29 protein-coding genes and 2 pseudogenes are annotated in these 22,358 nt (G+C 65.9%); 12 read left to right on the forward strand and 19 right to left on the reverse strand.

Annotated elements, in window-relative coordinates; genetic code table 11:
- Positions 1–609: 609 nt before the first annotated feature.
- The 12 genes from AX737_RS38475 to AX737_RS28105 form a co-directional block, all read right to left on the reverse strand.
- Positions 610–957 (reverse strand): hypothetical protein, encoded by a 348-nt coding sequence (locus AX737_RS38475; protein WP_306423473.1) that lies wholly within the window; start codon positions 955–957, stop codon positions 610–612.
- An 862-nt stretch (positions 958–1,819) separates the two neighbouring features.
- A complete protein-coding gene (locus AX737_RS28055) occupies positions 1,820–2,002 on the reverse strand; it encodes a hypothetical protein (protein WP_017484328.1) in 183 nt (60 codons plus the stop codon).
- A 167-nt stretch (positions 2,003–2,169) separates the two neighbouring features.
- The gene (locus AX737_RS28060; RefSeq protein WP_003597852.1) at positions 2,170–2,631 is read right to left on the reverse strand and encodes a hypothetical protein; all 462 of its coding nucleotides are present in this window, start codon (positions 2,629–2,631) and stop codon (positions 2,170–2,172) included.
- 62 nt (positions 2,632–2,693) lie between these two features.
- Complete coding sequence (locus AX737_RS28065) at positions 2,694–3,593, reverse strand: MBL fold metallo-hydrolase (protein ID WP_231343949.1); 900 nt, start codon at positions 3,591–3,593, stop codon at positions 2,694–2,696.
- A gap of 47 nt (positions 3,594–3,640) precedes the next feature.
- Positions 3,641–4,318, reverse strand: coding sequence for a cytochrome c (locus AX737_RS28070; RefSeq protein ID WP_012455891.1), 678 nt, complete (start codon positions 4,316–4,318; stop codon positions 3,641–3,643).
- On the reverse strand, positions 4,302–5,594 hold the full coding sequence (gene soxC / locus AX737_RS28075; RefSeq protein ID WP_003597857.1) for a sulfite dehydrogenase: 1,293 nt from the start codon (positions 5,592–5,594) through the stop codon (positions 4,302–4,304). Before soxC ends, AX737_RS28070 begins: the two co-directional genes overlap by 17 nt.
- Before the next feature lie 53 nt (positions 5,595–5,647).
- Positions 5,648–7,327, reverse strand: coding sequence for a thiosulfohydrolase SoxB (gene soxB, locus AX737_RS28080; protein ID WP_003597858.1), 1,680 nt, complete (start codon positions 7,325–7,327; stop codon positions 5,648–5,650).
- Positions 7,328–7,342: 15 nt separating this feature from the next.
- Complete coding sequence (soxA, locus tag AX737_RS28085) at positions 7,343–8,209, reverse strand: sulfur oxidation c-type cytochrome SoxA (RefSeq protein WP_003597860.1); 867 nt, start codon at positions 8,207–8,209, stop codon at positions 7,343–7,345.
- A 58-nt stretch (positions 8,210–8,267) separates the two neighbouring features.
- A complete protein-coding gene (soxZ, locus tag AX737_RS28090) occupies positions 8,268–8,597 on the reverse strand; it encodes a thiosulfate oxidation carrier complex protein SoxZ (protein ID WP_003597861.1) in 330 nt (109 codons plus the stop codon).
- A gap of 39 nt (positions 8,598–8,636) precedes the next feature.
- Entirely contained in the window at positions 8,637–9,107 is a 471-nt protein-coding gene (gene soxY, locus AX737_RS28095) for a thiosulfate oxidation carrier protein SoxY (RefSeq protein ID WP_003597863.1), read from the reverse strand.
- Between the two features lie 27 nt (positions 9,108–9,134).
- Positions 9,135–9,611, reverse strand: coding sequence for a sulfur oxidation c-type cytochrome SoxX (gene soxX / locus AX737_RS28100; protein WP_003597865.1), 477 nt, complete (start codon positions 9,609–9,611; stop codon positions 9,135–9,137).
- Positions 9,612–9,778: 167 nt separating this feature from the next.
- Positions 9,779–10,354 carry a thioredoxin family protein gene (locus AX737_RS28105; RefSeq protein ID WP_003597867.1) on the reverse strand — a complete coding sequence of 192 codons (576 nt, stop codon included), beginning with the start codon at positions 10,352–10,354 and terminating at the stop codon, positions 9,779–9,781.
- A 311-nt stretch (positions 10,355–10,665) separates the two neighbouring features.
- Between AX737_RS28105 and AX737_RS28110 the strand changes: the two genes are divergently transcribed.
- Positions 10,666–10,953, forward strand: a complete 288-nt coding sequence (locus AX737_RS28110; protein ID WP_012455890.1) for a SoxS protein — start codon at positions 10,666–10,668, stop codon at positions 10,951–10,953.
- Between the two features lie 33 nt (positions 10,954–10,986).
- Positions 10,987–11,343: a metalloregulator ArsR/SmtB family transcription factor gene (locus tag AX737_RS28115; protein ID WP_026105494.1), complete on the forward strand. Its 357-nt coding sequence runs from the start codon at positions 10,987–10,989 to the stop codon at positions 11,341–11,343.
- A gap of 13 nt (positions 11,344–11,356) precedes the next feature.
- On the opposite strand, the gene AX737_RS28120 is transcribed toward AX737_RS28115, so the two are convergent.
- The 5 genes and pseudogenes from AX737_RS28120 to AX737_RS28140 form a co-directional block, all read right to left on the reverse strand.
- Positions 11,357–12,400 (reverse strand): YeeE/YedE family protein, encoded by a 1,044-nt coding sequence (locus tag AX737_RS28120; protein WP_012455889.1) that lies wholly within the window; start codon positions 12,398–12,400, stop codon positions 11,357–11,359.
- 33 nt (positions 12,401–12,433) lie between these two features.
- On the reverse strand, positions 12,434–13,156 hold the full coding sequence (locus tag AX737_RS28125; RefSeq protein WP_012455888.1) for a sigma-70 family RNA polymerase sigma factor: 723 nt from the start codon (positions 13,154–13,156) through the stop codon (positions 12,434–12,436).
- 94 nt (positions 13,157–13,250) lie between these two features.
- Positions 13,251–13,637 carry a rhodanese-like domain-containing protein gene (locus AX737_RS28130; protein WP_003597873.1) on the reverse strand — a complete coding sequence of 129 codons (387 nt, stop codon included), beginning with the start codon at positions 13,635–13,637 and terminating at the stop codon, positions 13,251–13,253.
- Positions 13,638–13,648: 11 nt separating this feature from the next.
- Positions 13,649–14,560: an MBL fold metallo-hydrolase gene (locus tag AX737_RS28135; RefSeq protein ID WP_003597874.1), complete on the reverse strand. Its 912-nt coding sequence runs from the start codon at positions 14,558–14,560 to the stop codon at positions 13,649–13,651.
- Positions 14,561–14,581: 21 nt separating this feature from the next.
- Positions 14,582–14,866 (reverse strand): annotated as a pseudogene (locus tag AX737_RS28140) (TSUP family transporter); the annotation flags it as partial.
- Here AX737_RS28140 and AX737_RS28145 point away from each other — a divergent pair.
- The 5 genes and pseudogenes from AX737_RS28145 to AX737_RS28165 all read left to right on the forward strand — a co-directional run.
- Positions 14,823–15,107, forward strand: a pseudogene (locus tag AX737_RS28145) (TSUP family transporter); the annotation flags it as partial. The pseudogenes AX737_RS28140 and AX737_RS28145 sit on opposite strands and share 44 nt — an antisense overlap.
- Positions 15,108–15,128: 21 nt before the next feature.
- A complete protein-coding gene (locus tag AX737_RS28150) occupies positions 15,129–16,040 on the forward strand; it encodes an MBL fold metallo-hydrolase (RefSeq protein ID WP_003597874.1) in 912 nt (303 codons plus the stop codon).
- Between the two features lie 11 nt (positions 16,041–16,051).
- Complete coding sequence (locus AX737_RS28155) at positions 16,052–16,438, forward strand: rhodanese-like domain-containing protein (protein ID WP_003597873.1); 387 nt, start codon at positions 16,052–16,054, stop codon at positions 16,436–16,438.
- 94 nt (positions 16,439–16,532) lie between these two features.
- On the forward strand, positions 16,533–17,255 hold the full coding sequence (locus AX737_RS28160; RefSeq protein WP_012455888.1) for a sigma-70 family RNA polymerase sigma factor: 723 nt from the start codon (positions 16,533–16,535) through the stop codon (positions 17,253–17,255).
- 33 nt (positions 17,256–17,288) lie between these two features.
- A complete protein-coding gene (locus AX737_RS28165) occupies positions 17,289–18,332 on the forward strand; it encodes a YeeE/YedE family protein (RefSeq protein WP_012455889.1) in 1,044 nt (347 codons plus the stop codon).
- A gap of 13 nt (positions 18,333–18,345) precedes the next feature.
- Here AX737_RS28165 and AX737_RS28170 read toward each other — a convergent pair whose 3' ends face one another.
- Entirely contained in the window at positions 18,346–18,702 is a 357-nt protein-coding gene (locus tag AX737_RS28170) for a metalloregulator ArsR/SmtB family transcription factor (protein WP_026105494.1), read from the reverse strand.
- A 33-nt stretch (positions 18,703–18,735) separates the two neighbouring features.
- Positions 18,736–19,023, reverse strand: coding sequence for a SoxS protein (locus tag AX737_RS28175; protein ID WP_012455890.1), 288 nt, complete (start codon positions 19,021–19,023; stop codon positions 18,736–18,738).
- A gap of 311 nt (positions 19,024–19,334) precedes the next feature.
- Here AX737_RS28175 and AX737_RS28180 point away from each other — a divergent pair, with 311 nt between their 5' ends.
- From AX737_RS28180 to soxA (AX737_RS28200), 5 genes are all read left to right on the forward strand, one after another.
- A complete protein-coding gene (locus AX737_RS28180) occupies positions 19,335–19,910 on the forward strand; it encodes a thioredoxin family protein (protein WP_003597867.1) in 576 nt (191 codons plus the stop codon).
- A 167-nt stretch (positions 19,911–20,077) separates the two neighbouring features.
- Positions 20,078–20,554 carry a sulfur oxidation c-type cytochrome SoxX gene (soxX, locus tag AX737_RS28185; protein ID WP_003597865.1) on the forward strand — a complete coding sequence of 159 codons (477 nt, stop codon included), beginning with the start codon at positions 20,078–20,080 and terminating at the stop codon, positions 20,552–20,554.
- A gap of 27 nt (positions 20,555–20,581) precedes the next feature.
- A complete protein-coding gene (soxY, locus tag AX737_RS28190) occupies positions 20,582–21,052 on the forward strand; it encodes a thiosulfate oxidation carrier protein SoxY (RefSeq protein ID WP_003597863.1) in 471 nt (156 codons plus the stop codon).
- Between the two features lie 39 nt (positions 21,053–21,091).
- The gene (soxZ, locus tag AX737_RS28195) at positions 21,092–21,421 is read left to right on the forward strand and encodes a thiosulfate oxidation carrier complex protein SoxZ (protein WP_003597861.1); all 330 of its coding nucleotides are present in this window, start codon (positions 21,092–21,094) and stop codon (positions 21,419–21,421) included.
- 58 nt (positions 21,422–21,479) lie between these two features.
- Positions 21,480–22,346 (forward strand): sulfur oxidation c-type cytochrome SoxA, encoded by an 867-nt coding sequence (gene soxA / locus AX737_RS28200; protein WP_003597860.1) that lies wholly within the window; start codon positions 21,480–21,482, stop codon positions 22,344–22,346.
- The last annotated feature ends 12 nt before the right edge of the window (positions 22,347–22,358 follow it).

Below are 22,358 nucleotides of genomic sequence, written 5' to 3' on the forward strand. Positions count from 1 at the left end.
TGCAGTGTGTAGTCGAGCTGCATTTAGCAACTGAAGATGTGAATGAAATTGACTAAAATCAATTTCATCGAATGCCGGCACCGACAATAGCGAGTGGCGGCAAGCACTTCAATGCTCATGTTGGAGAAGTGCTTGCCTGGCCTTGGGCAAGCCGGAACTGCTTTACCGCAGGTGGTGTTTCCGGCGGCGCTTCCGTCCGCGCTTTTCCCGGGGCGGGCCGCGCCATTCAAGGGAGGTTCCCGTCGATGGACAAGCCAGTCGCTGCCTGATCGGGGCCGTCAACCTGCTCGCGGCCGCCGACCCAGCACAGGCCGCGATGCCTGCCCAGACCGTGCTAACCGCGGCCATGCGTGCCGAGAGCTACGCCGACCTGCCCAAGCCCATCCCCGACGCTGTGGCGCTCCTAAAGGAGCCGGACGAGGTCGCGGCGAAGGCCAAACCGCTACTTGCCGCCTCTTAGGGCGAGGCCACGGTACAGCAGGCGCAATACTACTATCATCGCCACCATCACCATCACTGCTGCGACATGCCGTACGGGTACAGAGCCTGATGCGGCGGGGTGGATGGTTCCGCACCCCGCCCAGCCTTACCGCTGGCTCTTGGCGGCGCCTAGGATGCGCCGGTAGGTTCCGCCGAACACGGTGTGGGTCGCCGAGGTCCACTGCGAGTCCGCCGCCAGCGTCTCGCGGCTGGGGTAGATGCGTCGCGATTGGAGTTCGCGCTCGGCGCCTCCTCTTCGTTCATCGCCATGAGCTCGAAATCGGCCTCAACCGAGACGACGGACACCTGCATGAACGGCTCGTCCTTCCGGAAGATATGCCTGCGGCCTTCGTCCGGGGCCTTGAACACCATGAAGTACATCGTCGGCCCCCAGTGCCGGATGAGTGCCGGCATTGCGACCGGCACTGTTCCGGTCCAGTCGGTGTAGAAGCGTGGGTGGATCTCGGTCCTGATCACCTAATTCTCCTCGACCCTTAGGTCGATGAGGATCCGATAGGCGTAGTAGGCCTCGCCGAAGCTCCAGAGCGGCGGCCTTTGCGGTCCCGGTCCGCCGGGCTCGGCGAAATTCCCTCAAAGACCAGTCTTGCGGCCCTGGTGCTCACGCCCAATTCGGCGTCGTAGGCGTAGAACAGCTCGATCCCGCCTTTGACCGCTTCCAAGAGCGGGATGCAGTGCCAGGCATAATCCTGCGAGCCTTCTGTGCGGGGCTCCGGATCGCCCGCCCAACCGGGAATTTTCAAGCGCGTCCGCCGGGGCGGCAGCCCCGGCTCGATCAGCCTGACCTTCACCTGTCGCATTCTCGACCGTCCCTTCGATGTCGCCCTGGAAGATAGGAGGTCAGAGGAACGGTTCGGCGCGAAGCAACACCATGTGATCGCCCAGTCAGGTCGCTGCGGGGCGTAGCAGTACGTTGGCGACGCCCTGGGTGTGATCCGCGTCTTACTCGACGGTGACGGATTTTGATCTAGGCCGATCCCGCTCCAAGTGCGAAAGAGCGGCCCCAAAATCTCTGCGCCTGCCGACGTGATTACTGGGACTTGTCGGCGATGACCCTCGGGCCCGCCTCCTAGACTTCAGCAATTGTCTCCTTGGCTTTAGCATCAAAGGCCCCCTTGGGCTTGACGTTTCCGGCCCAGGATACCTTCGATCCGCTCCCGTCCTTCTACACTATGAGCATGGACTTATAGCTCTACACAGGCAGCGGGCGGGAGATTATCGTGCATGTGTAGTCTATCTTCTTGTCGCCGCGGAACTGTTCTTCCTCCATGATGGTGTCACTGCCCTTCATCGACAATGTTCACTCCTGCCTGCCGCCTTTCTAAGACAGCACCCACTTCTCGATGACGAGGTGCCAGTTGCCGATGCCGCAAAACCCGCCAACCATCTTCCAGACCGCTTCGGGCGATGCAGGCACCATCACGCTCTTCGTCACTTCAATCGCAAGGGCAGGCGTGACGACGACCATGGCCAGCGCCACGGCGGGGACGGCGATTCCGAGCATTCATCGGTTCCTGTAAAACCTTGAGCGCGTCGTGTGCGCCGAGGAACCAGCTACTGCGCGACCGAAGGCGGACTACGCCAAACGCGGATGTGTGAACGGTGCACTCGATGTACCCCTGAGGCAGTCTCGCGACCAACCAATGGCTAGCCTTCGGCGACCCGGCGCGATCAAACGCGGAGATAGCTCCAACCTGCCTCCTGAAGTGCCACGAGACGGACTGCACCAGCCGAAACGATGCCGACGTGTGGCAGTAATTCCAGAGGGTGCCCCTCTGCCTTCTCCATGGCTTTGATGGTGTTGCCGCAGGCCGAGAGTACGATTCCCGGCACGCTCTCGGTGATGGAGTGGATCCTCGACGTCACGGGCGATGTGTCGGCCCGCAGCATGTGCAGACCCGGCCCATAGGCAACGATCTCGACCTCAAGCTCCTCGGCCTGATTGCTGTATTCGCGTGCGAGATTGACCGCGTTGTTGAGGGCGAGGTCGAACACGCCGTTCTCGCGAGAACTGACCTGCAGTGCGACCCGATGGGTCTTGGGGTCAGCCGATTGGGTCGCCGAGGCCCTGCTCGCCACGAGCCAAGCCATCAGCGCGGCCAGTCCGGACACGCCCCTACGCGACAGCATCATCGTGTCCACTCCGTTCGCGAACGGTCCTGTTCCGACAGGAATATTCCTGCGAAATCGTGTCGTCAGGTTTGTACGAAGCGATAACTCGCACCAACGCGCTCGACACGTCCGACGCCTGAGCTCGGGAGGTGAAAGCCGACAAGCGTCATCCGCTCATTCGCCAAGCGGTCCAGCAGGGTGAGGCGGGTACGCGCCGCGAGGTCACGGTCGAGATCGCTTCCGAAGGCCCAGGCGGGGCGGCGGAACGACACAACCGCGTGGCTCAAGGCATCCCCGCCGATCAGTACCTGCTCCCGACCGGCTTCGACAAGGACGGAGGCGTGACCGGGCGTATGCCCCGGCGTCGCGACGTAGGTGAGGCCGGGAGCGATGCTTTCGCCGGGCTTACGGCGCTCCACCTTCGCCTCAAGGCGTCGCAGGGTCCGTCGCGAGCCTACGGAGAGGCCCTTAAGCCAATCCGGTACGCGGGTCTCGACATCCTCGCGGGTCCAGAAATCCCATTCCGCGGCCGGCACGACGTAGCGGGCATTGGGAAACCGTTCGCTGTCGTCGAAATCATCGACCGCGCCCCAGAGATGATCGGGATGGGCGTGCGTGAACACCACCTGGGTGATCGCCTCACGTGAGATGTTCCGGCTCTCCAGCGTCTCGCCGAGCTTGCCGGCCGTGGGCTGGAACGAGTTGCCCGAGCCGGCATCGATCAGAATGACTTCCGAGCCGATCCGAACGAGGCTCGGGTTCGTCGGAATCGGGGTGGCCTCCGCGGGCTGACCCTCGGCCTTAAAGACGGCTTCAACTTCCGCGCGCGGCGTGTCGGGCAGCATGAAGGCGAGGGAGGAGGACAGCGTGCCGTCGCTCGCCGTCTCCACGGAGGCGGCGCCGACCCTGAGCGCCGCTGTCTGGTTCGCCGAAGCGCGGCGGACGGGCCACGCGCCCGCGAAGCCCGCTGCGAGGCCACCCAAGAACAACCGCCTGTCGCAGCGCGTTCCCGCGGAGTTGGGACGGCTCGTCATTGGACCGGCGGGGCCTTCTTCGCGGGTTCGGCAGCCTTGTCTGGCGTCACGTCGAGGATGCGAGCGCGGCTCGTGATGGACGCTTCCTTCGGCAGGCAGTTCGTCATGCAGGGCTTGGCCGTCCAGAACTCCTTCTCCGCCGTCTCGCGGTCGTCCATGAAGAAGTTTTTCTCGTTAGGCAGGCGGATGCTGGCGAGGTTCTTCTCGTTCAGCTCGAAGTCCTGATCCTTCAGAATGTCGTTGAGATAGAGGAGATAGGCGGTGACCGAGTATGTCTCGTCCGGCGTGAGGGTCTGTGCCGCGCCGAACGGCATTGCCCGGTGAATGAAATCGAAGACGGTCGAGGCGTAGGGCCAGTAGGACCCGATGGTCTTAACCGGACTGTCGGACTTCAACGTGCCGGACCCACCGGCGAGCTCCGGCCACCGTCCCGCGCCCTCGCCGAACTCGCCATGGCAGCTGGCGCAGCGCTCCTGGAAGACCGTCTCGCCGAGCGCCGCGGTTCCCTTGCCGACAGGAAGCCCCTGGCCGTCCGGCCGCACGTCAATGTCCCAGCCCTTGATCTCCTCCGGCGTCGCGACGCGGCCGATGTTCAGACGCTCCGCCGCCACCGGCGTGGCCGCGAGGAGGACGGTCGCAAGGGCGGCCGAAAGACGGTTACGCGACCTCGACATTCTCGATCTCCCCGCTGGGCAGCACGTGCCAGGTCTGGATGCCGTTGTTGTGGTAGATCGAGTTCAGGCCGCGGTGTTGGCGCAGGGCCGCCTTGGTCGGCTGGACGTAGCCGGTCTCGTCCATGGCGCGGGACTGGATCAGCAGCGGATCGCCGTTCCAGTCGAACTCATAATAGAAACGCGTCAGCGCCTTATCGAGGACCGGCCCGTCGAGCCGCGCGGCCCGCCAGTTGCGGCCGCCATCGAGCGAGACGTCCACGCCCTTGATCGCGCCCCGCCCCGACCACGCCAAGCCCGAAAGCACGGTGAAGCCCTTACCGTGGATGGGCGCCTGCGGACTCGGATTGGTGATGACGGACTTCGCGTCCATGGCCCAGGTGAAGCGCCGCGCCTGACCGTCCGGCATGAGTGCCGTGTACTTCGACGTCTCCTCGCGGGTGTGCCAGGGCTCGTCGCCGACCTTGATCCGGCGCAGCCACTTCACCCACATGTTGCCTTGCCATCCCGGCAGGACGAGGCGGAGCGGATAGCCGTGCTCGGGATAGAGCGCCTCTCCGTTCATGGCGTAGGCGACGATGGCGTCGTCGAACGCTTTCTCGATCGGCACGGAGCGGGTCATCGCCGCGGCGTCGGCGCCCTCCGGCAACAGCCACTTGGCGTTGGTCTTGAGACCGGCTTCTTCGAGCAAGCGCTTGAGCGGGACGCCCGTGTACATGACGCAGTGGATCATGCCGTGGGTGAACTGACAGCCGTTGAGCTGCGCGCCCTTCCACTCCATGCCGGAATTGGCCGCGCATTCGAGGAACGCGATCCGGTTGACGCGGGGGAAGCGCTTGATGTCCTCCAGCGTCAGCATCAGCGGCTTCTCGACGAGGCCGTGGATCATCAACCGATGCTCGGACGGATCGATCTCGGCGATGCCGCCATGGTGGCGCTCGAAGCCCAGGCCGTTCGGGGTGATGATTCCCTCCAGCTGGTGCAGCGGCGTGAAGCTGACCGAACTCTGGCGCGAGGCGGTCAGCCATTCGACGTCGCGGCGGATCACGTCCACCTCGAACTTCGACGGGCGGCCGTAGGGCCGGCTGACGACACCCTCACCGAGCGACTGCGACCATTCCGGTACGCTCGGCGGAAGGTTCTTCGCGTCCGGCGCGGCGGCTGCGCGGCCCGCAAAAGCCCCCGTGCCGACCGCTCCGCCGAGGGCGAGGCCGGTGCGCAGGAAGGATCTTCGAGAGGTTGGCCCGGACGGATCGGGGCGCGGCTTCGGTTCAGACATCGGCCTCTCCGAACTGTTTCAAGTATAGCAATGTGTGAATATATTGGAGACGACTAGGCGCCACGGACGGTGACCTGCGCGGGCGTCGGGTTCACCGTTCCCTTGGCCTTGATGTGCGAGGAGACGACGTCCCAGATCGGCGGGCCGTCGGTGCCCTCGTTGACGCTCGCCCATCCTGCCACGGTGTAGCTGGTGCCAGCCTCGATGGGTTTGCCGGTGCGCAGGAGGGTGAGGTCTGAGATGCGGCTGCCGGCCGGGCGAGCGACGTCGATGGCGTAGGACACGCCGCCCACCCGCACCATGTCGCCACCTTGCTGGTAGTACGGATCGGCGTTGAAGAGGTTGTCGGCCACGTCCTCCAGCACCTCCTTCAGCCGGGCGCCGGTCATCGGCATCCGATAAGCCGCCGGGTAGGTGATGGCGGTGGCGTTGTAGACGTCCTCGCGGGTTATCGACTGGCCGGGCAGGAGGGTCGTGCCCCAGCGGAAGCCGGGCGAGAGGGCAATCTCAGCCTCTCGCTCGGACAGGAGCGCATCGCAGATCATGTCGTCGAGCGTGCCGTTGAAGTTGCCCCGCCGGTAGAGCAGGGCCTCGGTCCGGCCGAGTTCCTCCTTCAGCATCGCCTCGTGGGGCGCACGGATCGACCGGATCTTGGCCGCCATCGTCTTCTCTGGGGCGATGATATCGGAGAAGATCGGGATGAGCTTCGAACGGTAGCCCTTCACGGCCCCGTCCCGCACGTCGAGGTCGACGCGGGTGAGGAACTTGCCGTGGCTGCCCGAGGCGATGAGTAGGGTGTTGCCGACCTTTACCGCCTGAGGCAGCGCGTCGTGCGTGTGTCCGGTGAGTACGACGTCGATTCCCTTCACCCGCGAGGCGAGCTTGCGGTCCACGTCGAAGCCGTTGTGGGAGAGCAGCACGACGAGGTCGGCGCCCTCCTTCCGGGCCTTGTCGACGCTCGCTTGCACGTCCTCCTCGCGGATGCCGAAGGACCAGCCGGGGATCATCCAGCGAGGGTTGGCGATGGGCGTGTAGGGAAAGGCCTGCCCGATCACCGCGACCTTCGCGCCGCCGCGCTCGAACATCTTCGTGGCCTCGAAGGCCGGCTCGTTCCATTCGGCGTCGCGAACGTTCTGGCCCAGGAACGGGCAGCCGAGCCCGTCCACGATCTCCTTAACCCGTTCGGTGCCGAGGGTGAACTCCCAGTGGCCCGTCATGGCGTCGGGCTTCAGCAGCGCCATGCAGTCGACCATGTCCTGGCCCTTGCTCACCATCGAGGTGTAGCTGTTCTGCCAAGTGTCGCCGCCGTCCAGGAACAGCACCTTGTCGCCTCGCTCGGCGCGGATCGCGTCGAGCACCGTGGCGATCCGGTCGAGGCCGCCCATCCGGCCATAGCTGCGGGCCAGCGCGACGTAGTCCTCCGGCGTGAGCGCATAGGCCAGCGGCGAGCCGCCGGGGATGCCGTAGAGGTCGAGGTAGGCGCGTCCGGTGACGTGGGGGACCTGACCGCGCGCCTCGCCCATCCCGAGGTTGGTCGAGGGCTCGCGGAACAGCACGGGCCGCAACTGCGCGTGGATGTCGGTGAGATGGACCAGGGTGACGTTGCCCATCGGCTCGAAGGCCAGGAGGTCGTCCTGGGTCAGGCGCTGCTGGGCGAAGGCGCGGGTCCAGCCCGTCGGCACCAGGGCCGCGGTGGCGGCGGCGATCTGCAGGAAGTCGCGGCGTGAGGTCATGGCAGGATCAGGCCCTCAGTTGCGCACGGCGGGCGTCTCGACCGGAAGGCCGAGGCCGCGCCACGCGACGTAGGTCTCCAGGGCGAGGAACTCGTCGGAGAGCGGCTTGAACGGCGTGGCCCGGACGTCCTGCATGCAACCTTCCATGCGCTCGTGGAGCGGCACCAGCCGCTGGTCGCGCAGGCGGTAGACGGGGAATCCGTTGCTCTGCCCCTGGCTGAGGAAGTCGGCCCGGAGATACTTGCCGTGGTTCTTCTCGTGGCAGCTCGCGCAAGCGAGATCGAGTTGGCCGTTCCGCTGGTAGTAGAGCGATTGTCCTCGCTCGAACCAGGGCGTCATGGGCCCGTCCACCTTCACGGCGACCGGCATCCCGCGGGACTGGTTACGGACGTAGGTGGTCATGGCCGTAAGTTCGGACGAGCCGAAGGCCCAGGGCTCGGCTTTCAGGGCGCCGCTGCGGCAGATGTTGATCCGCTGCTCCAGATTGACCGGCTTGCCGAGCTTCTCGTTCCACTTCGGATAGGCCGCCGCGACGCCCTTCATCGAGGTCGATGCCTCGTTGTGGCAGCTCGCACAGGACTTTCCCGCCGCGCCATCGACCTTCGACCAGAGTTCCTCTCCCTGCTCCACGGCGAGGAAGCCCGGATTGTTGAAGTCGTCGGCCTGCATGTCCTGCGTTTCCTTGGAGCGGAAATACAGGCCGGAGACAACTTCATCAAACGGGGAATTCGGGTTCTGGACCTTGAGGCCGTGCGCCTGCCAGGCCGGACGCTCGGACCCTTCCTTAGCGGCGGGCGCGGAGGGCATGTCCTGCGCATGGGGTGCGACGGCCAGCGCGACGAGCGCGAGCGCGGTGACGGCAAAGGGAATGGGGCGGACCATTGCGAGGGCTCCGGCGCGGCGGGGGAGGCGCTCCGGGGCAATCGGCCCCGGGCGCGCGTCAGGCGACCTTGATCTGCTCGGTGGCCTGGGTCTTCGACCCGTCGTCATCGATCCAAGTGAAGGTCAGCGTGCCGGTTTCCTCGGGTCTGATCTTGAACTGGAAGTAGGGGTTGGCGGAGACCGCGCTCTCTATGTCGGCGCTGAAGATCGTCTTGCCATTCAGGTCGCAGGTGAACTTATTCAGGATCTTGCGCGGGATCGTCTTCCCGTCCTTGTCCTTGCGCTGGCCGGATTCCATCGTGTGTGAGACGAGCGTCTTCACCTCGATGATGTCTCCCTTTGCGACATCCTTCTTGTCCAGTTTGATCCGCGGCTTCACGTCGGCCATGTGGTCCTCCCGTCCTCGTTCGATGCTGTTGCGTGTGGGTTAGCCGCCGCAGCCGCCGATGGTGACCTTCACCTGGCGGACGTCGCTGAAGACCGAGCCGTCGTTCATGCGGGCGACCGCGATGACGTTCTGCGTCTCGGCAAGACGGATGCGCGTGTTCGCCTCGGCGACGCTCGACGGCGTGAAGTGGAAGCTGATGACGCCGGGGTTCGGATTGCCCTCGGCAACGATCATCACCTCCTCGACATAGCTCTCCGGCGTCATCGGCACGTCGACGCTCACCGTCATCGGTACGGTGTTGCCGTTCTCGGCGATCTCGGGGAGTTCGAGCTTGACCTTGCCCCTCACGGGCTCCTTGCCGCGGGTGAAGGCCTTGATGGCCTCATCGGTCGCAGGCTTCGCGGCCAGGGCCGGTCCAGCGCGGAAGGCGAAGGCGGTTGCCACGACGGCTCCGGTGCCGAAGGCCAGGGCTTGGCGGCGGTTCAATGCGGGGATCTTGGCAGAGGTCATGGGAAGCGGCTCCTTCAGCCCGCGAGATCACTTCAGGGTCGTGAGGTAGGCGACGACGTCCTCGACCTGCTGCGCGGTCAGGATCGGCTTGCCCTGGAACTCGGGACGCACGCGATGAAGGCCCTCGATCCGGTAGAAGGCAGGCATCACGGTCGCCTCGGTGAAGACGTGCTTCGGGTTGACGACGATCATGCGCAGATGCGCCGCGTCCCACCGTTCGGCGACGCCGTCGAGGGAGGGTCCGATCTCGCCGTGAAAGGACTCGGTGCTCAGCGAAGAGACCTGATGGCAGCCGAGGCAGTTGCCCTGGCGGCGGTTCACCACGACCTTGGCGCCGGCCGCCGCATTCCCCGGCTTGTCGGTAAGCGGCTCGGGGATCGCGTCGCTGCCGTCGACGGCCACGACCTTGAACGGTGCAAGCCCGGTTGAAGCCGTCTCGGCTCCGGCGGCGGTCGCGAGGACGCAAAGTCCTGCGAGCGCAAAGGCTGTGATCGGCCTACGCATCTGGCGTTTCCTCGGTGCGCCGTCATTGCGGCGGGTGCGGTCGTTTCGAACCGCACGCACTGCCGATGGGCGAACCAATCGACATATGCGAATATTTGCAAGTTTGACGCTTATCGCTTTCGAGTCAAGCGTTAATCAGGAGGCCACCGATCATCGCGGCCGAACTGTTAGCCCCGCCGCGCCGCCTCCGGGGAGCGCAGGTAGTCCTGCAGGTTCGTACGCTCGTAGGCTCGCTCGGCCACGAAGGCGAAGGTTCGCCGGAACTCCTCAGGCGCGACATAACCCCGAAGGCGCAGGACCTCGCGCTGCTGAGGCGGCTTGTCCGCGAGCGTCGATTCTTCCGCCGGGAAAAACTGTATGCTCGGCGTGGAGTAGATCCCGTATTTCTCCGCGAAGCCCTTTTCGGAAAGGGTCTGCCCGTCAAAATCGGTGACTTCGCGCGAACCGATGAAGTTCAACTGCAGGATATCGAAACGCTCGCGGATATACGTGCTCGTCGCCCGATCCGCGAAGTTCACGAGGTGGATCTGCTTGCAGTAGGGACAGCCCTTCAACTCCCAAAGGACGGCAAGACGTTTGCCGTGGTCCCGGGCCGCCCTCAGATCGTCCGACAGGTCGAGGAAGCTTTCGAGGAACCAGGGCTCCCGGTAGAGACCGTCATCGCCCTGGATCGCCTGGGCCATGGCTTTGGAAGGCAGGCCAAGCGCGAGGGCACCCGCAAGGAACCGGCGCCGGGTCGACATGACGTCCCCTCCAAATATTCTTGTTCGTGCATGTGTAGTGCGAATTTCCCGCATCTGGCAATCCGTTGCCCCTGATACCCGCTGCTGCTGTGGCTTTGAGAGGAGGCGAGGTGAAGGGGCGATTGAGTCCGCTGTTCCGGGGCCAATCACAATCCCGGCGGCCACGTCGCTTCCACTCGAACACATTCGATTTTTGCTATATCAAAGTGATGGTCTTGAGCTTGGGAAGGTCGATGCGGGAAACGAGGCGGGCAGTCATGGCGGGGGCTTGGGGGGGCGCCCTATGGCCTTGCTCCGTCGAGGCCGCCGAAATGGTCAAATTCGAGCGGCGCGGCTGCCCGTGGTGCAAGGTGTGGGACAAGGAGATCGGGCCGATCTATCCGAAGACGGATATCGGGAAGCGGGCGCCGTTGCGCCGTGTCGATCTCGACGCAGGCATCCCTCCCGGACTCACGCTCAAGCGCCCGATCCTCTACACACCGACATTCGTCCTCATCGAAGGCGGCGCCGAGGTCGACCGGATCGAGGGCTATCCGGGCGAGGAGTTTTTCTGGGGGCGGGCCGAGCGGTTGCTGAAACAGCTACCGGCTTCCCCGTGACGGGTTTTAGACGGCAAGGAAAAGGGTGAGATGATGCCGTTGCAGCAAGCGCAGCCGGTGACGAGCGCCGAGGCCCCGGGCAGCCTCGACCTGGAACTGTTGCTGGCCAATGCACGTGATGCCAGCGAGCTGCTGAAGGCTCTCGGCCACGAGGCGCGCCTTGTTATCCTTTGCCTGTTGGTCGAGGGCGAGCGCTCAGTCTCGGAACTGGAGCAACTGCTGAACCTGCGCCAGCCCGCCGTGTCCCAGCAGTTGGCGCGGTTGCGGGCCGACGATCTCGTCGAGGCCCGCCGCGACGGCAAGAACATCTACTATGCGCTGGCCCGGCCCGAGGTTCGCGAAATCATCGCTGCCTTGCACCGCGCCTTCTGCAACGGACGTACGCCGTAACCTTTGAAGCCCCTCACGTATGTCGGTCTACGAGAAAGTAGAGACCCGCTCGGGCTCCGACGAGGATCGCGCCGAGGGCGAGCATCGAGCCGACCGACAGCGTCGAGAGACCGCTCAACCCCTGGCCGATGGTGCAGCCGAGGGCAGTGACGCCGCCCGTGCCCATTAGGAACGCGCCGAGAAGGTGGCGCTTCACCTCCCGGGCATCGTCGGGCGCTTCCCAATAGAATTCGCCCGCTTGGCGTGCCGACGCGAAAGATCCGACCAGGACGCCGAAGACCGAGGCCACGCCGAAATCGATCTTCGTGCCGCTCGCGAGCATGGCGTAGAGCAACGTATCGCCGACAGGTCGAGCGAAGCTGAAGGAGCCGACCGCCTGGGTCTCGAACTCGTCGAAGCCCGCGCTTCCGTTGGCCCACCATCCGGCGACGATCACACATCCGATCACGATAGCGCCGACCAGCAGCCGCTTCGTCTCCCGGAAGGCGCCGCTCGTGAGCGCCGCGATACAGAAGCCGACGCCTACCACGACGCTCACGACAATGCGGCCCGCCTGATCGAGCCGCAGGAGAGCGCCGAGGCGCTGGCTTCCGAGATCGACGCTTAACGGCTCAGTAATCGTCACGCGCATGAGCGCCGTCACGCCGCTGATTGCCATATAGGCTGAGAGGCCGAGCACAAGCAGGACGAGGAGGGCTCGTAGGTCTCCCCCGCCGAGCCGAATGAGAGCCCCAAAGCTACAGGTCCCTACGAGCGCCATCCCAAAGCCGAACATCGCCCCGCCGAGGATCATCGCGCCCCATTCCAAGCGCGGCCCCGTGTAGATCGACCGGGAGAGGTCGAGACCGGCAGCGGCTTCCAAAAGTTGGGTGCCGAGGATGGCGATGCCAATCGCCAGCAGCCAAGCACGCGCGCGGCGGGTGTCACGCGCGTAGACGGCATCCTCGATGGCGCCGAGCGTGCAGAAGCGACCCCGCCGTGCGACCGTGCCGAGCAGTGCTCCAAGGGCGAGGCCGAGCGCCGCCCGGAGAAGGTAAGCAGGCAGCGTGTCCAACATCAGCCTAGATTCGTTCACCCTTGAAAGGCCTTGTCAAACGGCCGTGTGAGAATCGTAGCGTCTCGTGACGCACAGCGACGGAACAGTCTGCGTCAGGCTGGCGACAAGTTGGCTCCGTGCGCGGCTCACCCGGCTCTTGACGGTCCCTACCTGGCAGCCGAGGCGGGCTGCCGCCTCTTCGTAGGTGAAGCCTTCGGCCCCCACGAGCAGCAGCGCCTGGCGTTGCGGGAGCGGCAGCGTCCCGATGAGGTTCATCACGGCCCCGAGCGCCACGACGTGGTCCTGGTCCGGTGCCGCCGTAAGCGTCGCGGCGTGCGCGCCCTCGGCGTCCTCGACCTCGCGCCTGGCCTTGCGCATCTCGGTGTAGAACTGGTTGCGCAGGATCGTGAAGCTCCAGGCCGTGAAGTTGGTGCCGGGCACGAACTTCTCCCGGTTGGCCCATGCCCGGACCATCATCTCCTGCACGAGGTCGTCGGCGCGGGCCGCATTCGCGCAGAGGGACATCGCGAACGTCCGAAGCATCGGCAGCGCCCGGAGGAGATCGTCGCGGAACGTGACCCCGAGACGCTCGCCGGATGCGACCAGCGACGCCTCGAACCGCTCGACGAGGAGCGAGAGCCTCTCCGGGATGGCCGCGTGCTCGGCAACCGAGAAGTAATCCCGCAACGGACCCGTAAGATGGGCAGCGATGCCCGCCTTGGAGCAATCGCCGCTGGGCAAAGCCGTTGGATCGGCGGCATGCGGGGTGTCGGTCACGGTCGGATGCCTTTTCGAGTGAGGGTAAGGTGCGACGACCGCACGATGCATTCGTTGTGATGCGGAACCCCGAGCTTGACCGCCCGAACGGTCCTCAGGCGGGGTCGACCGAGGCCCCCGCCTTGACCAGTGCCGGAAAGCCCCCGGCAACGTGGGCGACCGGTCCGAGGCCCATGTCGTTGAGCACCTTGGCGGCCAGGGCCGACCGGTTGCCGGAGGCGCAGTAGAGTACCAGGCGCCTACCGCCGCCGAGCTCGGCCTTGTGGGTCGGGCTCTCCGGGTCGGCCTGGAACTCCAGGAAGCCGCGGGGCACATGGACCGCGCCGGCGATCCTGCCGGTCTTGGCCAATTCCTCGCCTTCGCGCACGTCGACGAGCATCGTGTCGGGCTGGCCGAGGCGTGCGAGCGCCTCCTCGGCCGACAGGGTCTCAACCTCGCGGTTGGCTTCCGCCACCAAATCCTTCGCGCTTCTCATGGTCATGGCTTCCTCCGTCACTCGCCCCAGGCCGCGCCGTCGAGGGCGTCCAGCGGGATCTTCAGGTAACGCTTGCCGTTCGCCTCGGGCTCGGGCAGGCGGCCGCCTCGGATGTTCACCTGCAGGGAATGCAGGATGAGCTTGGGCATCGGCAGTTCGCGGTCGCGTGCCTCGCGCATGCGGACGAACGCCTCCTCGGTCGGGGCCTCGACGAGGTGCGGGTTCTCGGCCCGCTGCCGGGCGACCGTGCTCTCCCAGGCCGCCTCGCGCCCGCCCGGGCGGTAATCGTGCCCAGTGAACAGCCGTGTCTCGTCCGGCAGGGCCATGATGCGCTGGATGCTGCGCCAGAGCGCGTGCGCGCTGCCGCCTGGGAAGTCGGCCCGCGCCGAGCCGCTGTCGGGCATGAACAGCGTGTCGTGGATGAAGGCGGCGTCGCCGATCCGGTAGGCGATGGAGGCCATGGTGTGGCCGGGCGTGAACATCACCTCGACGTCGAGGTCGCCGATCCGGAAGCGCTCGCCGTCGGCGAAGAGCCGCGACCACTGCGAACCGTCCGTCCGGAACGTGTCGGGCAGGTTGTAGAGCCCCTTCCAAAGCCGCTGCACGTCGACGACCTTCTCGCCGATGGCGGTCGGGACGCCGGTCTTGTCGTGCAGGTAGCCGGCCGCCGAAAAGTGGTCGGCGTGCGGATGGGTGTCGAGGATCCACTCCAGCTCGTAGCCCTCGCGCTCGATGTGGGCGAGCAGGGCATCGGCGGAGCGGGTCGCGGTCGCGCCGGACTTCGGATCGAAGTCGAGCACCGGGTCGATGATGGCGCAGCGCTTCGTCCCGGGATCGGCGACGACGTACTGGATGCTGCCGGTCGGCTCGTCATGGAAGCCGGTCACGATGGGACGCCCGCGCAGGGCTGCGATGGTCTGGTCCGACATGAAACGCCTCCTTTTTCGGGTTCAGGTGTTGGCGCCGAGGAGCGGCAGGGCTCCGCGGGCGACGACGTACAGGCCGACCAGGATGACGAGGCCGGCGAAGGTGACGGTCAGGGCTCGCTTGCGCCCGGCGAGCCTCTGGCCGAGGCGCGTGCCGGCGAGGCCGCCGAGCACGCCTCCCAGGATGAACAGGCCGGCCAACGGCCAGTCGATCAGGCCGGAGGCGGCGTAGCTCGCGGCGGTCGCCGCCCCGAAGGCGCTGACCGCGACCAGCGAGGTGCCGATGGCCATCGGCACCTCGCTGGTCGCGGTCAGCGCCTTCGGGGCGGCGACCGCCGCGAGCTACGCCGCCTCCGGCCTGATCGACTGGCCGTTGGCCGGCCTGTTCATCCTGGGAGGCGTGCTCGGCGGCCTCGCCGGCACGCGCCTCGGCCAGAGGCTCGCCGGGCGCAAGCGAGCCCTGACCGTCACCTTCGCCGGCCTCGTCATCCTGGTCGGCCTGTACGTCGTCGCCCGCGGAGCCCTGCCGCTCCTCGGCGCCAACACCTGAACCCGAAAAAGGAGGCGTTTCATGTCGGACCAGACCATCGCAGCCCTGCGCGGGCGTCCCATCGTGACCGGCTTCCATGACGAGCCGACCGGCAGCATCCAGTACGTCGTCGCCGATCCCGGGACGAAGCGCTGCGCCATCATCGACCCGGTGCTCGACTTCGATCCGAAGTCCGGCGCGACCGCGACCCGCTCCGCCGATGCCCTGCTCGCCCACATCGAGCGCGAGGGCTACGAGCTGGAGTGGATCCTCGACACCCATCCGCACGCCGACCACTTTTCGGCGGCCGGCTACCTGCACGACAAGACCGGCGTCCCGACCGCCATCGGCGAGAAGGTCGTCGACGTGCAGCGGCTTTGGAAGGGGCTCTACAACCTGCCCGACACGTTCCGGACGGACGGTTCGCAGTGGTCGCGGCTCTTCGCCGACGGCGAGCGCTTCCGGATCGGCGACCTCGACGTCGAGGTGATGTTCACGCCCGGCCACACCATGGCCTCCATCGCCTACCGGATCGGCGACGCCGCCTTCATCCACGACACGCTGTTCATGCCCGACAGCGGCTCGGCGCGGGCCGACTTCCCAGGCGGCAGCGCGCACGCGCTCTGGCGCAGCATCCAGCGCATCATGGCCCTGCCGGACGAGACACGGCTGTTCACTGGGCACGATTACCGCCCGGGCGGGCGCGAGGCGGCCTGGGAGAGCACGGTCGCCCGGCAGCGGGCCGAGAACCCGCACCTCGTCGAGGCCCCGACCGAGGAGGCGTTCGTCCGCATGCGCGAGGCACGCGACCGCGAACTGCCGATGCCCAAGCTCATCCTGCATTCCCTGCAGGTGAACATCCGAGGCGGCCGCCTGCCCGAGCCCGAGGCGAACGGCAAGCGTTACCTGAAGATCCCGCTGGACGCCCTCGACGGCGCGGCCTGGGGCGAGTGACGGAGGAAGCCATGACCATGAGAAGCGCGAAGGATTTGGTGGCGGAAGCCAACCGCGAGGTTGAGACCCTGTCGGCCGAGGAGGCGCTCGCACGCCTCGGCCAGCCCGACACGATGCTCGTCGACGTGCGCGAAGGCGAGGAATTGGCCAAGACCGGCAGGATCGCCGGCGCGGTCCATGTGCCCCGCGGCTTCCTGGAGTTCCAGGCCGACCCGGAGAGCCCGACCCACAAGGCCGAGCTCGGCGGCGGTAGGCGCCTGGTACTCTACTGCGCCTCCGGCAACCGGTCGGCCCTGGCCGCCAAGGTGCTCAACGACATGGGCCTCGGACCGGTCGCCCACGTTGCCGGGGGCTTTCCGGCACTGGTCAAGGCGGGGGCCTCGGTCGACCCCGCCTGAGGACCGTTCGGGCGGTCAAGCTCGGGGTTCCGCATCACAACGAATGCATCGTGCGGTCGTCGCACCTTACCCTCACTCGAAAAGGCATCCGACCGTGACCGACACCCCGCATGCCGCCGATCCAACGGCTTTGCCCAGCGGCGATTGCTCCAAGGCGGGCATCGCTGCCCATCTTACGGGTCCGTTGCGGGATTACTTCTCGGTTGCCGAGCACGCGGCCATCCCGGAGAGGCTCTCGCTCCTCGTCGAGCGGTTCGAGGCGTCGCTGGTCGCATCCGGCGAGCGTCTCGGGGTCACGTTCCGCGACGATCTCCTCCGGGCGCTGCCGATGCTTCGGACGTTCGCGATGTCCCTCTGCGCGAATGCGGCCCGCGCCGACGACCTCGTGCAGGAGATGATGGTCCGGGCATGGGCCAACCGGGAGAAGTTCGTGCCCGGCACCAACTTCACGGCCTGGAGCTTCACGATCCTGCGCAACCAGTTCTACACCGAGATGCGCAAGGCCAGGCGCGAGGTCGAGGACGCCGAGGGCGCGCACGCCGCGACGCTTACGGCGGCACCGGACCAGGACCACGTCGTGGCGCTCGGGGCCGTGATGAACCTCATCGGGACGCTGCCGCTCCCGCAACGCCAGGCGCTGCTGCTCGTGGGGGCCGAAGGCTTCACCTACGAAGAGGCGGCAGCCCGCCTCGGCTGCCAGGTAGGGACCGTCAAGAGCCGGGTGAGCCGCGCACGGAGCCAACTTGTCGCCAGCCTGACGCAGACTGTTCCGTCGCTGTGCGTCACGAGACGCTACGATTCTCACACGGCCGTTTGACAAGGCCTTTCAAGGGTGAACGAATCTAGGCTGATGTTGGACACGCTGCCTGCTTACCTTCTCCGGGCGGCGCTCGGCCTCGCCCTTGGAGCACTGCTCGGCACGGTCGCACGGCGGGGTCGCTTCTGCACGCTCGGCGCCATCGAGGATGCCGTCTACGCGCGTGACACCCGCCGCGCGCGTGCTTGGCTGCTGGCGATTGGCATCGCCATCCTCGGCACCCAACTTTTGGAAGCCGCTGCCGGTCTCGACCTCTCCCGGTCGATCTACACGGGGCCGCGCTTGGAATGGGGCGCGATGATCCTCGGCGGGGCGATGTTCGGCTTTGGGATGGCGCTCGTAGGGACCTGTAGCTTTGGGGCTCTCATTCGGCTCGGCGGGGGAGACCTACGAGCCCTCCTCGTCCTGCTTGTGCTCGGCCTCTCAGCCTATATGGCAATCAGCGGCGTGACGGCGCTCATGCGCGTGACGATTACTGAGCCGTTAAGCGTCGATCTCGGAAGCCAGCGCCTCGGCGCTCTCCTGCGGCTCGATCAGGCGGGCCGCATTGTCGTGAGCGTCGTGGTAGGCGTCGGCTTCTGTATCGCGGCGCTCACGAGCGGCGCCTTCCGGGAGACGAAGCGGCTGCTGGTCGGCGCTATCGTGATCGGATGTGTGATCGTCGCCGGATGGTGGGCCAACGGAAGCGCGGGCTTCGACGAGTTCGAGACCCAGGCGGTCGGCTCCTTCAGCTTCGCTCGACCTGTCGGCGATACGTTGCTCTACGCCATGCTCGCGAGCGGCACGAAGATCGATTTCGGCGTGGCCTCGGTCTTCGGCGTCCTGGTCGGATCTTTCGCGTCGGCACGCCAAGCGGGCGAATTCTATTGGGAAGCGCCCGACGATGCCCGGGAGGTGAAGCGCCACCTTCTCGGCGCGTTCCTAATGGGCACGGGCGGCGTCACTGCCCTCGGCTGCACCATCGGCCAGGGGTTGAGCGGTCTCTCGACGCTGTCGGTCGGCTCGATGCTCGCCCTCGGCGCGATCCTCGTCGGAGCCCGAGCGGGTCTCTACTTTCTCGTAGACCGACATACGTGAGGGGCTTCAAAGGTTACGGCGTACGTCCGTTGCAGAAGGCGCGGTGCAAGGCAGCGATGATTTCGCGAACCTCGGGCCGGGCCAGCGCATAGTAGATGTTCTTGCCGTCGCGGCGGGCCTCGACGAGATCGTCGGCCCGCAACCGCGCCAACTGCTGGGACACGGCGGGCTGGCGCAGGTTCAGCAGTTGCTCCAGTTCCGAGACTGAGCGCTCGCCCTCGACCAACAGGCAAAGGATAACAAGGCGCGCCTCGTGGCCGAGAGCCTTCAGCAGCTCGCTGGCATCACGTGCATTGGCCAGCAACAGTTCCAGGTCGAGGCTGCCCGGGGCCTCGGCGCTCGTCACCGGCTGCGCTTGCTGCAACGGCATCATCTCACCCTTTTCCTTGCCGTCTAAAACCCGTCACGGGGAAGCCGGTAGCTGTTTCAGCAACCGCTCGGCCCGCCCCCAGAAAAACTCCTCGCCCGGATAGCCCTCGATCCGGTCGACCTCGGCGCCGCCTTCGATGAGGACGAATGTCGGTGTGTAGAGGATCGGGCGCTTGAGCGTGAGTCCGGGAGGGATGCCTGCGTCGAGATCGACACGGCGCAACGGCGCCCGCTTCCCGATATCCGTCTTCGGATAGATCGGCCCGATCTCCTTGTCCCACACCTTGCACCACGGGCAGCCGCGCCGCTCGAATTTGACCATTTCGGCGGCCTCGACGGAGCAAGGCCATAGGGCGCCCCCCCAAGCCCCCGCCATGACTGCCCGCCTCGTTTCCCGCATCGACCTTCCCAAGCTCAAGACCATCACTTTGATATAGCAAAAATCGAATGTGTTCGAGTGGAAGCGACGTGGCCGCCGGGATTGTGATTGGCCCCGGAACAGCGGACTCAATCGCCCCTTCACCTCGCCTCCTCTCAAAGCCACAGCAGCAGCGGGTATCAGGGGCAACGGATTGCCAGATGCGGGAAATTCGCACTACACATGCACGAACAAGAATATTTGGAGGGGACGTCATGTCGACCCGGCGCCGGTTCCTTGCGGGTGCCCTCGCGCTTGGCCTGCCTTCCAAAGCCATGGCCCAGGCGATCCAGGGCGATGACGGTCTCTACCGGGAGCCCTGGTTCCTCGAAAGCTTCCTCGACCTGTCGGACGATCTGAGGGCGGCCCGGGACCACGGCAAACGTCTTGCCGTCCTTTGGGAGTTGAAGGGCTGTCCCTACTGCAAGCAGATCCACCTCGTGAACTTCGCGGATCGGGCGACGAGCACGTATATCCGCGAGCGTTTCGATATCCTGCAGTTGAACTTCATCGGTTCGCGCGAAGTCACCGATTTTGACGGGCAGACCCTTTCCGAAAAGGGCTTCGCGGAGAAATACGGGATCTACTCCACGCCGAGCATACAGTTTTTCCCGGCGGAAGAATCGACGCTCGCGGACAAGCCGCCTCAGCAGCGCGAGGTCCTGCGCCTTCGGGGTTATGTCGCGCCTGAGGAGTTCCGGCGAACCTTCGCCTTCGTGGCCGAGCGAGCCTACGAGCGTACGAACCTGCAGGACTACCTGCGCTCCCCGGAGGCGGCGCGGCGGGGCTAACAGTTCGGCCGCGATGATCGGTGGCCTCCTGATTAACGCTTGACTCGAAAGCGATAAGCGTCAAACTTGCAAATATTCGCATATGTCGATTGGTTCGCCCATCGGCAGTGCGTGCGGTTCGAAACGACCGCACCCGCCGCAATGACGGCGCACCGAGGAAACGCCAGATGCGTAGGCCGATCACAGCCTTTGCGCTCGCAGGACTTTGCGTCCTCGCGACCGCCGCCGGAGCCGAGACGGCTTCAACCGGGCTTGCACCGTTCAAGGTCGTGGCCGTCGACGGCAGCGACGCGATCCCCGAGCCGCTTACCGACAAGCCGGGGAATGCGGCGGCCGGCGCCAAGGTCGTGGTGAACCGCCGCCAGGGCAACTGCCTCGGCTGCCATCAGGTCTCTTCGCTGAGCACCGAGTCCTTTCACGGCGAGATCGGACCCTCCCTCGACGGCGTCGCCGAACGGTGGGACGCGGCGCATCTGCGCATGATCGTCGTCAACCCGAAGCACGTCTTCACCGAGGCGACCGTGATGCCTGCCTTCTACCGGATCGAGGGCCTTCATCGCGTGCGTCCCGAGTTCCAGGGCAAGCCGATCCTGACCGCGCAGCAGGTCGAGGACGTCGTCGCCTACCTCACGACCCTGAAGTGATCTCGCGGGCTGAAGGAGCCGCTTCCCATGACCTCTGCCAAGATCCCCGCATTGAACCGCCGCCAAGCCCTGGCCTTCGGCACCGGAGCCGTCGTGGCAACCGCCTTCGCCTTCCGCGCTGGACCGGCCCTGGCCGCGAAGCCTGCGACCGATGAGGCCATCAAGGCCTTCACCCGCGGCAAGGAGCCCGTGAGGGGCAAGGTCAAGCTCGAACTCCCCGAGATCGCCGAGAACGGCAACACCGTACCGATGACGGTGAGCGTCGACGTGCCGATGACGCCGGAGAGCTATGTCGAGGAGGTGATGATCGTTGCCGAGGGCAATCCGAACCCCGGCGTCATCAGCTTCCACTTCACGCCGTCGAGCGTCGCCGAGGCGAACACGCGCATCCGTCTTGCCGAGACGCAGAACGTCATCGCGGTCGCCCGCATGAACGACGGCTCGGTCTTCAGCGACGTCCGCCAGGTGAAGGTCACCATCGGCGGCTGCGGCGGCTAACCCACACGCAACAGCATCGAACGAGGACGGGAGGACCACATGGCCGACGTGAAGCCGCGGATCAAACTGGACAAGAAGGATGTCGCAAAGGGAGACATCATCGAGGTGAAGACGCTCGTCTCACACACGATGGAATCCGGCCAGCGCAAGGACAAGGACGGGAAGACGATCCCGCGCAAGATCCTGAATAAGTTCACCTGCGACCTGAATGGCAAGACGATCTTCAGCGCCGACATAGAGAGCGCGGTCTCCGCCAACCCCTACTTCCAGTTCAAGATCAGACCCGAGGAAACCGGCACGCTGACCTTCACTTGGATCGATGACGACGGGTCGAAGACCCAGGCCACCGAGCAGATCAAGGTCGCCTGACGCGCGCCCGGGGCCGATTGCCCCGGAGCGCCTCCCCCGCCGCGCCGGAGCCCTCGCAATGGTCCGCCCCATTCCCTTTGCCGTCACCGCGCTCGCGCTCGTCGCGCTGGCCGTCGCACCCCATGCGCAGGACATGCCCTCCGCGCCCGCCGCTAAGGAAGGGTCCGAGCGTCCGGCCTGGCAGGCGCACGGCCTCAAGGTCCAGAACCCGAATTCCCCGTTTGATGAAGTTGTCTCCGGCCTGTATTTCCGCTCCAAGGAAACGCAGGACATGCAGGCCGACGACTTCAACAATCCGGGCTTCCTCGCCGTGGAGCAGGGAGAGGAACTCTGGTCGAAGGTCGATGGCGCGGCGGGAAAGTCCTGTGCGAGCTGCCACAACGAGGCATCGACCTCGATGAAGGGCGTCGCGGCGGCCTATCCGAAGTGGAACGAGAAGCTCGGCAAGCCGGTCAATCTGGAGCAGCGGATCAACATCTGCCGCAGCGGCGCCCTGAAAGCCGAGCCCTGGGCCTTCGGCTCGTCCGAACTTACGGCCATGACCACCTACGTCCGTAACCAGTCCCGCGGGATGCCGGTCGCCGTGAAGGTGGACGGGCCCATGACGCCCTGGTTCGAGCGAGGACAATCGCTCTACTACCAGCGGAACGGCCAACTCGATCTCGCTTGCGCGAGCTGCCACGAGAAGAACCACGGCAAGTATCTCCGGGCCGACTTCCTCAGCCAGGGGCAGAGCAACGGATTCCCCGTCTACCGCCTGCGCGACCAGCGGCTGGTGCCGCTCCACGAGCGCATGGAAGGTTGCATGCAGGACGTCCGGGCCACGCCGTTCAAGCCGCTCTCCGACGAGTTCCTCGCCCTGGAGACCTACGTCGCGTGGCGCGGCCTCGGCCTTCCGGTCGAGACGCCCGCCGTGCGCAACTGAGGGCCTGATCCT

The sequence above is a fragment of the Methylobacterium sp. CCH5-D2 genome, from assembly GCF_001556475.1.
Lineage (GTDB): Bacteria > Pseudomonadota > Alphaproteobacteria > Rhizobiales > Beijerinckiaceae > Methylobacterium > Methylobacterium hispanicum.

Coding starts and splice junctions, on each gene's coding strand:
- AX737_RS28130 (WP_003597873.1), bottom strand. CDS start 13,637: ATGACCATGAGAAGCGCGAAGGATTTGGTGGCGGAAGCCAACCGCGAG.
- soxX (WP_003597865.1), top strand. CDS start 20,078: ATGCGTAGGCCGATCACAGCCTTTGCGCTCGCAGGACTTTGCGTCCTC.
- AX737_RS28175 (WP_012455890.1), bottom strand. CDS start 19,023: ATGGTCAAATTCGAGCGGCGCGGCTGCCCGTGGTGCAAGGTGTGGGAC.
- AX737_RS28120 (WP_012455889.1), bottom strand. CDS start 12,400: ATGTTGGACACGCTGCCTGCTTACCTTCTCCGGGCGGCGCTCGGCCTC.
- soxA (WP_003597860.1), bottom strand. CDS start 8,209: ATGGTCCGCCCCATTCCCTTTGCCGTCACCGCGCTCGCGCTCGTCGCG.
- AX737_RS28105 (WP_003597867.1), bottom strand. CDS start 10,354: ATGTCGACCCGGCGCCGGTTCCTTGCGGGTGCCCTCGCGCTTGGCCTG.
- AX737_RS28170 (WP_026105494.1), bottom strand. CDS start 18,702: ATGCCGTTGCAGCAAGCGCAGCCGGTGACGAGCGCCGAGGCCCCGGGC.
- AX737_RS28060 (WP_003597852.1), bottom strand. CDS start 2,631: ATGATGCTGTCGCGTAGGGGCGTGTCCGGACTGGCCGCGCTGATGGCT.
- soxA (WP_003597860.1), top strand. CDS start 21,480: ATGGTCCGCCCCATTCCCTTTGCCGTCACCGCGCTCGCGCTCGTCGCG.
- soxB (WP_003597858.1), bottom strand. CDS start 7,327: ATGACCTCACGCCGCGACTTCCTGCAGATCGCCGCCGCCACCGCGGCC.
- AX737_RS28135 (WP_003597874.1), bottom strand. CDS start 14,560: ATGTCGGACCAGACCATCGCAGCCCTGCGCGGGCGTCCCATCGTGACC.
- soxC (WP_003597857.1), bottom strand. CDS start 5,594: ATGTCTGAACCGAAGCCGCGCCCCGATCCGTCCGGGCCAACCTCTCGA.
- AX737_RS28070 (WP_012455891.1), bottom strand. CDS start 4,318: ATGTCGAGGTCGCGTAACCGTCTTTCGGCCGCCCTTGCGACCGTCCTC.
- AX737_RS28165 (WP_012455889.1), top strand. CDS start 17,289: ATGTTGGACACGCTGCCTGCTTACCTTCTCCGGGCGGCGCTCGGCCTC.
- soxY (WP_003597863.1), top strand. CDS start 20,582: ATGACCTCTGCCAAGATCCCCGCATTGAACCGCCGCCAAGCCCTGGCC.
- soxZ (WP_003597861.1), top strand. CDS start 21,092: ATGGCCGACGTGAAGCCGCGGATCAAACTGGACAAGAAGGATGTCGCA.
- AX737_RS28155 (WP_003597873.1), top strand. CDS start 16,052: ATGACCATGAGAAGCGCGAAGGATTTGGTGGCGGAAGCCAACCGCGAG.
- soxY (WP_003597863.1), bottom strand. CDS start 9,107: ATGACCTCTGCCAAGATCCCCGCATTGAACCGCCGCCAAGCCCTGGCC.
- soxX (WP_003597865.1), bottom strand. CDS start 9,611: ATGCGTAGGCCGATCACAGCCTTTGCGCTCGCAGGACTTTGCGTCCTC.
- AX737_RS28055 (WP_017484328.1), bottom strand. CDS start 2,002: ATGCTCGGAATCGCCGTCCCCGCCGTGGCGCTGGCCATGGTCGTCGTC.
- AX737_RS28180 (WP_003597867.1), top strand. CDS start 19,335: ATGTCGACCCGGCGCCGGTTCCTTGCGGGTGCCCTCGCGCTTGGCCTG.
- soxZ (WP_003597861.1), bottom strand. CDS start 8,597: ATGGCCGACGTGAAGCCGCGGATCAAACTGGACAAGAAGGATGTCGCA.
- AX737_RS28110 (WP_012455890.1), top strand. CDS start 10,666: ATGGTCAAATTCGAGCGGCGCGGCTGCCCGTGGTGCAAGGTGTGGGAC.
- AX737_RS28150 (WP_003597874.1), top strand. CDS start 15,129: ATGTCGGACCAGACCATCGCAGCCCTGCGCGGGCGTCCCATCGTGACC.
- AX737_RS28115 (WP_026105494.1), top strand. CDS start 10,987: ATGCCGTTGCAGCAAGCGCAGCCGGTGACGAGCGCCGAGGCCCCGGGC.